Origin of the sequence: Pontimicrobium sp. IMCC45349, assembly GCF_047219225.1 — a bacterium.
GTDB lineage: Bacteria > Bacteroidota > Bacteroidia > Flavobacteriales > Flavobacteriaceae > IMCC45349.
In genome coordinates this window covers 1,582,151-1,593,874 of sequence record NZ_CP178208.1, presented here as the reverse complement: position 1 = coordinate 1,593,874, position 11,724 = coordinate 1,582,151, and the positions used below count along the sequence as shown (strand labels likewise).

At 31.2% G+C, this 11,724-nt stretch carries 12 protein-coding genes; 2 read left to right on the top strand and 10 right to left on the bottom strand.

The window, feature by feature from the left end; translation table 11 throughout:
- Nucleotides 1-6 precede the first annotated feature (6 nt).
- The gene (locus tag ACLII3_RS07470; RefSeq protein ID WP_412987729.1) at nucleotides 7-2,469 is read right to left on the bottom strand and encodes a protein-disulfide reductase DsbD family protein; all 2,463 of its coding nucleotides are present in this window, start codon (nucleotides 2,467-2,469) and stop codon (nucleotides 7-9) included.
- 254 nt (nucleotides 2,470-2,723) lie between these two features.
- On the opposite strand from ACLII3_RS07470, the gene ACLII3_RS07465 reads away from it, so the two are divergent.
- On the top strand, nucleotides 2,724-4,784 hold the full coding sequence (locus ACLII3_RS07465; protein WP_412987727.1) for an acetate--CoA ligase family protein: 2,061 nt from the start codon (nucleotides 2,724-2,726) through the stop codon (nucleotides 4,782-4,784).
- A gap of 13 nt (nucleotides 4,785-4,797) precedes the next feature.
- On the opposite strand, the gene moaA is transcribed toward ACLII3_RS07465, so the two are convergent.
- Genes moaA through glp form a run of 9 tightly spaced genes read right to left on the bottom strand, consistent with a single transcriptional unit; the run spans nucleotide 4,798 to nucleotide 11,322 of the window.
- Complete coding sequence (gene moaA, locus ACLII3_RS07460) at nucleotides 4,798-5,805, bottom strand: GTP 3',8-cyclase MoaA (protein WP_412987725.1); 1,008 nt, start codon at nucleotides 5,803-5,805, stop codon at nucleotides 4,798-4,800.
- Nucleotides 5,806-6,717: a bifunctional molybdenum cofactor biosynthesis protein MoaC/MoaB gene (moaCB, locus tag ACLII3_RS07455; protein ID WP_412987723.1), complete on the bottom strand. Its 912-nt coding sequence runs from the start codon at nucleotides 6,715-6,717 to the stop codon at nucleotides 5,806-5,808.
- Between the two features lie 4 nt (nucleotides 6,718-6,721).
- Nucleotides 6,722-7,165, bottom strand: coding sequence for a molybdenum cofactor biosynthesis protein MoaE (locus tag ACLII3_RS07450; protein WP_412987722.1), 444 nt, complete (start codon nucleotides 7,163-7,165; stop codon nucleotides 6,722-6,724).
- Nucleotides 7,155-8,255 (bottom strand): molybdopterin-synthase adenylyltransferase MoeB, encoded by a 1,101-nt coding sequence (moeB, locus tag ACLII3_RS07445; protein WP_412987720.1) that lies wholly within the window; start codon nucleotides 8,253-8,255, stop codon nucleotides 7,155-7,157. The genes ACLII3_RS07450 and moeB overlap by 11 nt, the downstream gene beginning before the upstream one ends.
- Before the next feature lie 2 nt (nucleotides 8,256-8,257).
- A complete protein-coding gene (locus ACLII3_RS07440; RefSeq protein WP_412987719.1) occupies nucleotides 8,258-8,491 on the bottom strand; it encodes a MoaD/ThiS family protein in 234 nt (77 codons plus the stop codon).
- Complete coding sequence (locus ACLII3_RS07435) at nucleotides 8,475-9,059, bottom strand: molybdenum cofactor guanylyltransferase (protein WP_412987717.1); 585 nt, start codon at nucleotides 9,057-9,059, stop codon at nucleotides 8,475-8,477. Before ACLII3_RS07435 ends, ACLII3_RS07440 begins: the two co-directional genes overlap by 17 nt.
- A 1-nt stretch (nucleotide 9,060) precedes the next feature.
- Nucleotides 9,061-9,804, bottom strand: coding sequence for a sulfite exporter TauE/SafE family protein (locus ACLII3_RS07430; protein ID WP_412987715.1), 744 nt, complete (start codon nucleotides 9,802-9,804; stop codon nucleotides 9,061-9,063).
- Nucleotides 9,801-10,139: a winged helix-turn-helix domain-containing protein gene (locus tag ACLII3_RS07425; protein WP_412987714.1), complete on the bottom strand. Its 339-nt coding sequence runs from the start codon at nucleotides 10,137-10,139 to the stop codon at nucleotides 9,801-9,803. The genes ACLII3_RS07430 and ACLII3_RS07425 overlap by 4 nt, the downstream gene beginning before the upstream one ends.
- A gap of 4 nt (nucleotides 10,140-10,143) precedes the next feature.
- A complete protein-coding gene (gene glp, locus ACLII3_RS07420; protein WP_412987712.1) occupies nucleotides 10,144-11,322 on the bottom strand; it encodes a gephyrin-like molybdotransferase Glp in 1,179 nt (392 codons plus the stop codon).
- Between the two features lie 159 nt (nucleotides 11,323-11,481).
- Between glp and ACLII3_RS07415 the strand changes: the two genes are divergently transcribed.
- Entirely contained in the window at nucleotides 11,482-11,721 is a 240-nt protein-coding gene (locus tag ACLII3_RS07415) for a hypothetical protein (protein ID WP_412987710.1), read from the top strand.
- Nucleotides 11,722-11,724: the final 3 nt, after the last annotated feature.

Below are 11,724 nucleotides of genomic sequence, written 5' to 3'. Positions count from 1 at the left end.
TAATATTTATTTTGTGTCGTTTGCTACATCCAATCCACATTGTAGAAATGCTTCATAATCTTCTACATCTGGTGTATAACCTACTGGTTTATTTAAAATTTCTTTTCCGTCTGGACTTAACAGTACATAATATGGTTGCGAGTTAGATTGGAAAAATTGCGTTTGAAAATGTGCCCATTTATGACCATAATTTTCTAATACACGCGTGCCCCCATTAATACGCTCTACCTCAACCTGTTGATCTTCTGGCAACTCTTTTTTATCATCTACATAAAGTGAAATTAGTACATAGTCATCATTTAAGTAATCTTTAATCTTCCCTTCTGGCCAAACATGCTCTTCCATTTTTCTACAGTTAACACAAGCATAACCAGTAAAATCTAACATAATTGGTTTATTTACTTTCTTAGCATAAGCCACTCCTTCCTTTAAATCTTTAAAGCAATCTAAATTATTAGGACATTCTTTAGGATAAATAAAACTATAACCTACAGGTGGTGCTAATCCGCTTAAAAGCGTTAATGATGTGAAAGTATTAGTTTCTTTATTTACTCTAAATCCAGATGCTAGATATATAACAAAAGCTGCTACTAAAATTCCCGAAGAAATTCTAAAAAATGATAACTTCTTAATTGGCGAATCATGAGGAAACTTAATTTTACCTAATAGGTATAATGCCAATCCAGCAAAAATAATTATCCATAATCCTAAGAATACTTCAATTTTTAAAATTCCCCAATGCTTAACTAAATCTGCATTTGATAAAAACTTAAATGCTAATGCCAATTCTAAAAACCCTAAAATTACTTTAGTCGTATTTAACCATCCACCAGATTTTGGTAATGAATTCATCATATTAGGAAACATTGCAAAAAGTGCAAATGGTAGCCCAAGAGCTACTCCAAATCCTCCCATTCCTGCAGTTAATTGCCACGCACCACCATCGGCAGAAAGCGAACCAGCTAATAATGATCCTAAAATTGGTCCTGTACATGAGAATGACACAATTGCTAATGTTAATGCCATGAAAAATATTCCTAATATACCACCAACACTTTCTCCTTGAGTTGTTTTATTTGTCCAACTTGCAGGAAGTGTTAATTCGTAATATCCAAAGAAAGAGAATGCGAAAAATATAAATATGATAAAGAAAATTACATTTAACCATACGTTCGTTGATATTTCATTTAATATATCTGGATTTACCGAGTCTAATAAGTGAAAAGGGACACTTAAAATTAAGTATACTGCTAATATAAAGAAACCATAAAGTAGTGCTTTAGAAATACCTTTGCTAGAGTTAGATCCATCATCACTTTTCTTTGTAAAGAAACTAACTGTTAAAGGTATCATTGGAAATACACAAGGTGTTAATAAAGCTAATAAACCTCCTAAAAATCCTAGCCCAAAAATGCTCCAAAGCGATTTTCCACTTTCTTTTACATCAGCAGCTAATGAGCTTACCTCATTTTCACATTTAAGTGTTGATTTTGTTAACTCTTCTGGCGACATACCATAAAGCGCATTATTAATACTTTTATTATCAATATTAACTGGTGTTGAGGTATCTTGACCTGAAATTATTAAACCATTTTCTTTTGTATAATTAAACTCAAATGGGTTGTCTGGAAGGAAAATACACTGCTTGTCATCGCAAGTCATGTATTCTAAATTTCCTTTAACATCAAAATTATCCGATTTAACCTTAATCTTTTGAGTAAACACAGCTTCATTATAAAACTTAGTAACTGTCATGTCAAATACAGGATCATGCTTAGTTACTTTATTTAAATCACCTTCAACTACTTCACCTACTAGTTCATAATCGTTACTCTCATCAAAAATAAAAAGTGTTGGTAATGGACCTCCTTCTTCAACAAATCGAGAATAAATTCCCCATTTATTATCCATTTTAGCATTAAAAACTATTTCATATTCAGAGTCATTTAACTTATTAGTAGACATATGCCATTTAACTGGTTCAAGAATTTGAGATTCTCCAAAACTATTGTCTGTAGGAGCAGCTAAATCAAATTCAAATGGTACATCTGTAGGAGCTAAACAACGCTCATCATCACAAGTCATAAAAGTTAATACACCTGTAATTGGCGTATCTAAATCTGTAACATTAACTTTTTGAGTAAATATGGCTTTATTGTAAAACTTTGAAACAACCATATCAAACACTGGGTCGTGCTTTGTAATTTTATTTTTTTCATCTTCAACAACATCTCCAATACGATCAAAGCTATCGTTAGCCTTAAATTCAAATGTTGTAGGCAATGGCCCTCCTTCGTCAACGGTTTGCGAATAAATTGCCCAATGCTCATCTATATTAGCAATAAATGATAATTCAAATTCTGTGTCACTTATTTTCTCTGATTGGAATTCCCACTTTACAGGCTCTAAAATTTGAGAATAAGTTGTAACACTTAATAATAATGCTATTAATACAAGTAATTTTTTCATTAGTAGTACTAGTCTGTTTAGTTATAACAAATAACAGGAAAATTCTATTATTTAACACATAACACATTGTTAATGTTGTATTTAAAACAAAATCAACAATTATTTAAAAAATTTAAGGCACAATATAACACTATTACTCAAAAAAAGTTCAACATTTTCATGGGCTTTTTCTATTATTCTCAATTCTTTTTAACTCATGATATATATCATTTAATAAAAAGCTGTCTGACCTTATTTTTGCCAAAACACCTAACATGTTAAACAAACAACTAATAAACCCTAATAGTATTGTTATTATTGGTGGTTCTAACGATTATAAAAAACCTGGAGGAAAGATTGTAAAAAACATTCTTGAAGGCAACTTCAAAGGTTCTTTAAGTGTCGTAAACCCTAAGGAAGACAAAGTTCAAGGCTTAAAAAGCTATGCTTCTGTTAACGATATTCCAAATACAGATTTGGCAATTTTAGCTATTCCTTCAAAATATTGTTTGGAAGCAGTTAACGTATTAGCACATCAAAAAAATACAAAAGCATTTATTATTATTTCTGCTGGGTTTTCCGAATCTAATAACAAAGGGCAACAATTAGAAAAAGAAATTGCTGACTTAGTAGATAGTGTTAATGGGTGTTTAATTGGTCCAAATTGCATTGGTGTTTTAAACAAAAATTACAAAGGTGTTTTTACTACACCTATTCCAAAATACAATAAAGGTGGTTGTGACTTAATTTCAAGCTCAGGAGCTACTGCTGTATTTATTATGGAAGCTGGTATGACATTAGGCGTAAAATTTGCCAATGTATATTCGGTTGGAAATGGCATGCAAACAAGTCCAGAAGATATACTTGAGTATATGGATTTAAACTATAATCCAGAAGAAGATTCGCAAATAAAGTTATTATACTTAGAAGCTATAAACAATCCTCAAAAGCTTTTAAAACATGCTACATCATTAATAAAAAAAGGTGCAAAAATTGCAGCTATTAAAGCTGGAAGTACTGCCGAAGGTAGTAGAGCTGCATCTTCTCACACAGGAGCTATTGCTAGTTCGGACATGACAGTAAGAGCTCTATTTAAAAAAGCTGGAATTGTATATTGTAGTAGTAGAGAAGAACTACTAAGCGTTGCTTCAATTTTTAATTACAAAGCACTAAAAGGAAAACGAATTGCTATTATAACACACGCTGGAGGTTCTGCGGTAATGTTATCGGATGAATTATCAAAAGGTGGTTTAGAAATTCCTATTATTGAAGGCGAAGATGCTAAATCGTTAGAAAGTTTTTTATTTCCTGGTTCTTCAGTAAGTAATCCTATTGATTTTTTAGCTACAGGAACAGCGGAGCAATTAAGTATTATCATTGATTATTGTGAACATAAATTTGATCATATTGACGCTATGATTGTGGTATTTGGAAGCCCAGGTCTTTTTGATGTTGAAAATGTATATAATGTATTAAGTGTAAAATTAGATATTTGTAAAAAGCCTATTTTTCCTGTTTTACCATCGGTAATTAATGCTCGCAAAGAAATAAACACATTCCTAGAAAAAGGAAACATTAATTTTCCTGACGAAGTTGTTTTAGGAAAAGCCTTAGCACAAGTTTATAAAACACAAGTATCAATTCCAGAAAATATTCATCTTCCAGAAATTAACACTAACGAAGTTAGAGAATTAATTGAATCGTCACCATCTGGATACTTATCACCTACAAAAGCTTCTCATTTATTAGATGCTGCAGGTATTTCTAGAGCGGAAGAGGTAATTGAATCCAATAAAGACATCTTACTTTCAAAAGCAGCAAAAATGAACTTTCCTCTGGTAATGAAAGTGGTTGGTCCTTTACACAAATCGGATGCACAAGGTGTAATACTAAATGTTAGCTCGTTAGAAGAAGTTTCGAAACATTTTGATACACTTATGTCCATAAATGATGCTTCTGCAGTATTAATACAACCTATGCTTAGTGGTTTAGAGCTATTTGTTGGGATAAAAAAAGAACCAGGTTTTAATCATACCATTTTATGTGGTTTAGGTGGTATTTACATTGAAGTAATGAAAGATGTGGTTGCTGGATTAAGCCCTTTATCAAAGCCTGAAATTCAAAAAATGATTAAATCTCTAAAAGGTTATAAACTCATAAAAGGTACACGCGGTAAAAAAGGAATTGATGAAAACGTTTTTATTGATGTTATTCAACGTGTATCAGCACTCGTTGAAACAGCTCCAGAAATTACAGAAATGGATATTAATCCTTTAATTGCAAAAGGAAATTGTATCACTGCTGTTGATGTTAGAATTAAAATTGAAAAAATATAAAGATTAAACCTAATTAACCTCCAATAGCAGTCATACTTCTATTTTTAGTGTGCAATTGTGGATTTTGAAGCTTTTCTATTGTATTCATTCCACCTCGCATTTTTAATTTTCCTTGAACTGCTTTTTGAATAATTGGTTCAATTGATTTTCCTTGCCTTAGTGTAGTTAATAAATCAGATTCTTTAGCAGAAAATAAACAGTTTTTAAGTTGTCCATTTGCTGTTAATCGCAAACGATTACAAGAATCACAAAATGGATTTGTTACCGAACTAATAATAGCAAAGCTTCCTTTATAGCCTTTAATCTTATAGTTTTTTGCAGTATCATTAGGTGCATCTTGTAAGCGTTCAATCTTATCTTTAGAAAAAGCTGTATTAACACAATCCATAATTTCTTTATAAGATACCATTTTAGAGGCATCCCATTTATTACCATCAAAAGGCATAAACTCTATAAAGCGAAATGAAATTGGAAGGTCTTTAGTAAACTCGATAAAATCTATAATTTCATTATCGTTAAAGTCTTTCATTAAGACCGCATTTACCTTAACATTAAAACCTTCTTTTACTAAAAGTAAAATATTGTTATATACTTTTTCAAAGTTATCACGACGCGTTATATGTTTAAACTTTTCTCTATCTAGAGAGTCTAAACTTATATTAATATTCTTTACGCCATTTGATTTTAAAACATTAATATGTTTATCTATAATCACTGCATTTGATGTAATAGACAACTCTATTGGTAAAGACGCTAGTTTCTCTAAAATAACAGGAAAATCCTTTCTAATTAAAGGTTCACCTCCTGTTAATCGTATTTTAGTAACACCATTATCCACAAAGGTTTTTGCAATGTCGTAAACCTCCTCATACGACATAAGTTTATTTTTAGGTGACAATTGCACACCTTCTTCAGGCATGCAATAAGTACAACGTAAATTACAGCGCTCAATTAACGAAATACGCAAATACGTATGCACTCTTCCAAAAGTATCTTGTAATATGGTATTTGTTTTTATCATTTAATCGTGTCTTGCTCCTTTTAATATTCTAAACACATGTAAAACCGATGGAAAAATAGCATCCATTGATTCTTTAGCGCCATTTGTTGATCCTGGTAAAGCTAAAACAAGTGTATCTTTTATGGTTCCCGCAACACTTCTTGAAAGCATTGAATATGGTGTGCGGTCTTGACCGTAATTACGGATTGCCTCTTCTATTCCAGGAATACGTCTATCTAATAATGGCAACAAAGCTTCAGGAGTAACATCACGCCCTGAAAGTCCAGTACCTCCAGTATAAATCACCAAATCTACTCCTTGATCTTGATAGTATTTTACCTTTTCTTGAATAACTATCTTTTCATCTGGAATAATAATATAATCTGATATTTTAACTTCACAAGACTCTAATTTTTCAATAATAGCTTTTCCTGCCTTATCTTCTTTTTGTCCTGCAGATATAGTATCTGAACATACAATAACAGCTGCTTTTAAATCTTTTCTAAAACGATCTTTAAAATCGGACTTACCTCCTTTTTTCTTTAATAATTTTATTTCGTGTATCTCTATGCCTTTATCTATTGGTTTTAGCATATCATACATATTCAAAGCTACTACACTTGCTCCATGCATCGCTTCTACCTCAACACCAGTTTTATAAATTGTTTTTACAGTAAACAAAACTGTAATTTCTAAATCATTTATTTCATATTCAACTCCAGTAAATTCAATAGGCAAAGGATGACAATCTGGTAAAATATCTGGTGTACGCTTTACTCCTAATAATCCTGCTGCTTTACTCATAGCAAATACATTTCCTTTTGGAACCGTATCGTTTAAGATTGCCGCAATAGTTTCTGGCTTACTTACTTTTACAACTGCTTGTGCTATAGCTGTTCTTAATGTGGTACTTTTATGTGTTATATCTACCATTGCTCTAACTATTAACTTTCCATTGATGTGAACTATCTTCAAAAATCTCTTTTCCAAATACAGGTACATCGGCTTTTATTGCTTCTACAATAAACTCTAAAGCTTCAAATACCATTTTTCTTCTTGGAGAAGACACAAATACAAACAAGCAAATTTCTCCAGATTTTACAGTTCCTAAACTATGGTAAATATGCATACATGTTAACTCAAACTTTTCAAAAGCTGCCTCACGAATATCATGCATTTTTTGATTCGCCATATCTTCATAAGCAGTGTACTCAATAGCAGCAACGGTTTTATCTTCAACAACATCAGCACGTACTTGCCCTAAAAAAATGTTATGTGCACCAATACTTGTCTTGCTTTGATGTTTTGCAATTGAATTTGCTATAAACTCTGATGAAATTGCACCTTCTCGAAATACATTTTTAGGCTTTCTATCTTTCATTTGATACTATTTTATAATGTTTTTGTATAATCTTATTTATTTGTGAAGCACCTTCAGTAACGCTAACACAATTTAATATGCCATGTGCTTGCAATACTTTAACTGCTTGTTTACTTCTAATTCCTGATTGACAAAAAACAGCTTGTTTTTTGTTATTGTCTATTTTCTGTAAATTAAACTCTAATTCACTTAATGGTATTTGTTCAACCTCTAACCCTTCTACTTTTGGTTGTTCGTGTAATTCTCTCACATCAATAAACTGAATATTATCTTGATTTAAGAATTCACTTATTGAAACATTTTTAACTTGTGTTTCACAGACAAATGCTTCTTGTTTATTCTTAAAATGAGCTTTATCTTTTAAAACCGATGCTATTATAGCTTCAGAACGGTTTATTTTTAAAACTGAATTTTGAAGTGTCAATGCGTTATAACACAATAATTTTCCTGACAGTACTTGTCCTAATCCTAATATAATTTTCAAGACCTCATTAGCTTGCATAGCTCCTATTATTCCTGGTAAAACACCTATTACTCCAATTTCGGAACAATTAGGCACAGCATCTTTTTTAGGAGGCTTTGGAAATACACAACGATAACTAGGCCCTTCTTTGTAATTAAAAACAGATACTTGTCCTTCAAACTTATATATAGCTCCAAAAACCAGTGGTTTTCCTGTAATTACTGCAGCATCATTTATTAAATAGCGTGTCTCAAAATTATCGGTACCATCTACAACAATATCATACTGATTAAACATGCTTAACGCATTTTTACAAGTAAGCTTTTCTGTATAAGCGTTGATAGAAATCGAATTGTTTAAATCTAATAATCGTTCTTTTGCTGCTATGGCTTTGTTTTTTCCTATAGACGACGTTCCAAATAGTACTTGTCGTTGTAGATTTGATATTTCAACTACATCAAAATCAATGATACCAAGTGTTCCAACTCCAGCTGCTGCCAAATATTGTAATACAGGACAGCCTAAACCTCCTGCTCCAACAACAAGTACTTTAGCTCTTGAAAGTTTATCTTGACCTTCTTGACCTATTTCTGATAAAATTATATGTCTACTATATCTATCTTCCATAATTATCCTCCAGCAAATGGTGGTAATAAAGCTATTTCTGCTCCAGAAACTTCAGTTGTATCTAAAACCAACTCTTGATTTTGAGCCACTTGAAAATCTTTATTTTTTAATAAGCTATATTTAGAATATAGTACTTCTAAAAATTCGGAAATTAAATTTCCTGAAAACTCAACAACCTCTTCCTCTAGTTGAGTCACTTCGGCAATTTGCCCAAAATATTTAACGGTTATATTCATTTTCAACGGTTTTAAATTGGTCTTTTGTATTAACATTAGTTGTCAATACTTCTTCTTTTGTTTCTAATGTTATATTTTTTGAATTACAAGCTTTTATTGCCATTCTTAATCTCCGTTCTCCTGTGTCAAACACTTCTTTAAATATGTCCTTACACGCTTTCTTATACATTGCAATTAATGGCATAGATTTACCATTACTTTCAACTTGAATTATTTCTGAAATATCATCAATTGCTAAAACTAACTTCTTTAATAGATTTGAGTTCACTAAAGGAATATCACAACTTAAAATTATATTATATTCATTTTTAGATGCAACTAAACCAGAGTATATTCCTGCTATAGGTCCAGCATCTTTCATAATGTCATCAACTCGTTTCACACCAAAAGCATCGTAAGCTTCATTGTCTGAAACAATAATAATTTCAGATACTAAAGGCTCTAGCGCATCAATACTGTATTTAACAAACGGTTTTTTATTCAATAATAAAAATCCTTTATCTGTTCCCATTCTGGAACTTTTACCTCCAGCTAGAATAATACCTGTTATGTGTTTTTTATCTATCATACTAAGTGAAATACAATTTAACACAGGCAATAACTAATACAAAAGCTAAAATATATCGCAAATACAAATTATTAATTCGCTTGCTCCCAAAATAACCTCCTAAAGCACCTCCAATTAAAGCAATAACAACAAGTAAAAACGAATGCGCTTCTAAAGTCACACCACTACTTAATTGTCCTATTAATCCTGAAGCTGAATTTACCCAAATAAACAAAGCAGATACAGCTGCAGCTTCTTTCATTTTTCCCCAATGGAACAATAAAATAACTGGTGTTAAAATAATTCCTCCTCCAATTCCTATAAGCCCTGAGAAAAAACCTATTACTCCTCCTACAATTAACCCTTGCCAAAGTTTTATCTTTTTAACCCTATCATTTTCTTTACCAAAAACATTGAGCATTTTTAAAATGGCAAATACCAATAATATTGCCAATATCTTTTTATAAAGCGAAGCATCAATTTCTAAAGTCCCTCCTAAAAAAGCTAGAGGTATAGAGGCTAAAGCAAATACCAAAAACAATTTTTTATTAAAAAACCCTTCTTTGTAATAGTAGTAAAATGAAATTCCTGCTACAAAAAGATTAAGTAATAAGGCAGTAGGTTTCATAGTTTCTGGTGCCACAGAAAATAACGCCATTAATGCTAAATAACCACTAGCGCCTCCATGTCCAACACTTGCATATAAAAAAGCAACTATTGGGAGAATTAATAAAAACAGCCAATTGTAAGCAATATCAAAAATCATATATCATTTAATTGTTTTAACTGTGTATCCAAAAACGTCCAACATTCTTTATTAATGGTGTCAAAAACGGCTATTAAGTTCTCACCATATTTTGTTAGTTCTGCACCACCTCCATTTTTTCCTCCAATACTAGTTACAACTACTGGTTTTTTAGCTGATGTATTTATAGCATTTAAAAGTGTCCATGCTTTTTTATAAGACATCTTTAATTCTTTTGCTGCTTTAGAAAGCGATCCTGTTTCTGCAATTGCTTTTAGCAAACGAACTCTTCCTTCTCCTAAAAACACATGTTCTCCAGATTCAATCCAAATACGACTTTTAATTTTATAATCCATAATGCTATAAATTTGGTAAACGTATAATTTCAACTAAATCACCTTGGTTTATTTGTGATACTTCTTCAGGCACAAAAACTAAAGCATTTGCATGTGCAAACGTTTGAAGCATTGCTGAACTTTGACCCTCTAGAATAGTTACTTCATCTTTTATAACAATAGCCTTTAAAAACTGTGCTCTATCCCCTTTCTTAATAAAATTAGAAACAGATGTTTTACCTTCCTTTTGTATTTTATAGTCAATATTCCCAGATAAAATTTGAAGTGCTGTATTTACATATACATAAAAACAACTCAAGGCTGCTGCTGGATTACCAGGTAATGCAAAAATTGTGGTTTTATCTTTCTTACCAAAAAACAATGGTTTACCTGGTTTTTGTTTCACCTTATAAAATACTTGCTTAACATCTATTTCATTTAAAGCTTTACCCACAAAATCATAATCTCCAACCGAAATTCCTCCAGTTATGATAACAACATCATTATTAATTATTACTTGCTGCAATAAGTTGTATGTACTTTGATAATCGTCTTTTACTTTATGCTTACTTATATTAGTATATCCTAAACTTTGTAAAGCACTAAATAACATTCCTGAATTGCTTTCATATATCTGACCATAACTAAGCAATTCTCCAGGATTCACCAGCTCATTACCAGTGGTAACAATAGCTATAGAAGGCTTTTTATAAACTAACACTTTATTAATTCCTAAGGACGCCAAAAACCCAATAGCTGCTGGAGTTAACTTAGATCCTTCTTTTAAGGCTATCTTTCCTTTTGTTACTTGCTCTCCAGCTGGACGAATATTTTTTCCAACTACAACATTATCATCAATTTTAATGTTATTACCCACTAATGACACCTTTTCTTGCATTATCACTACATTAGCAGAATCAGGAACAGCTGCTCCAGTAAATATTCTAATAGCTTCACCCGAATTTAAACTAGGATGATTACAATCTCCTGCCTTAATTTCACCTACTAATTTATACTCTAACTCATTATGAGCCTTTAATGCATAACCATCCATTGCCGACTGCCTAAATGGAGGCATATTAATAGGAGAAATAATGTCTTCTGCTAAATAATAGCCTACAGAGTTATTTAGATTAATTCTAAATGTGTCTGTCAACTTAGATAACATCTCAACTTTCCCTAAAGCATTTTTTACGCTAATCATTTGATTGTGTGGTAATTAAATTGTAATTTAAAAAACAAGTCGTTATTTCTTTACAAATATAACGAATTACTAAAAACATGTAATATGACGAATGTCATAAAAATCATATTGAATTAATTATTAATTTGTTACTCAACAACTAACTAATTTTAACCAACAATGCCGATAAAAAGCTATATAGTTCATCCTGTTGATGGCGAAAAAGAAAACTTAATTAAAAGTTTAAATGCTATCACAGAATGTGATGTTACTCCAGCCGAAAACGAAAACATATTAGTTCTAGTTACCGAAACTCAAGACGAAAATCAAGAAACCATTTTAAAGCAAAAATTAGAAGCTATTTCTAGCATCAAGTTATTAGCATTAGTATCTGGTTTTAATACACCTATAAAAAATTAACTT

Bases quoted from the DNA above. Each gene is read 5' to 3' on its own strand.
- ACLII3_RS07450 (WP_412987722.1), bottom strand. From the start codon at position 7,165: ATGAAAGATAGAAAGCCTAAAAATGTATTTCGAGAAGGTGCAATTTCA.
- ACLII3_RS07415 (WP_412987710.1), top strand. From the start codon at position 11,482: ATGCCGATAAAAAGCTATATAGTTCATCCTGTTGATGGCGAAAAAGAA.
- ACLII3_RS07465 (WP_412987727.1), top strand. From the start codon at position 2,724: ATGTTAAACAAACAACTAATAAACCCTAATAGTATTGTTATTATTGGT.
- moeB (WP_412987720.1), bottom strand. From the start codon at position 8,255: ATGGAAGATAGATATAGTAGACATATAATTTTATCAGAAATAGGTCAA.
- ACLII3_RS07425 (WP_412987714.1), bottom strand. From the start codon at position 10,139: ATGGATTATAAAATTAAAAGTCGTATTTGGATTGAATCTGGAGAACAT.
- ACLII3_RS07470 (WP_412987729.1), bottom strand. From the start codon at position 2,469: ATGAAAAAATTACTTGTATTAATAGCATTATTATTAAGTGTTACAACT.
- moaA (WP_412987725.1), bottom strand. From the start codon at position 5,805: ATGATAAAAACAAATACCATATTACAAGATACTTTTGGAAGAGTGCAT.
- ACLII3_RS07435 (WP_412987717.1), bottom strand. From the start codon at position 9,059: ATGATAGATAAAAAACACATAACAGGTATTATTCTAGCTGGAGGTAAA.
- moaCB (WP_412987723.1), bottom strand. From the start codon at position 6,717: ATGGTAGATATAACACATAAAAGTACCACATTAAGAACAGCTATAGCA.
- ACLII3_RS07430 (WP_412987715.1), bottom strand. From the start codon at position 9,804: ATGATTTTTGATATTGCTTACAATTGGCTGTTTTTATTAATTCTCCCA.
- ACLII3_RS07440 (WP_412987719.1), bottom strand. From the start codon at position 8,491: ATGAATATAACCGTTAAATATTTTGGGCAAATTGCCGAAGTGACTCAA.
- glp (WP_412987712.1), bottom strand. From the start codon at position 11,322: ATGATTAGCGTAAAAAATGCTTTAGGGAAAGTTGAGATGTTATCTAAG.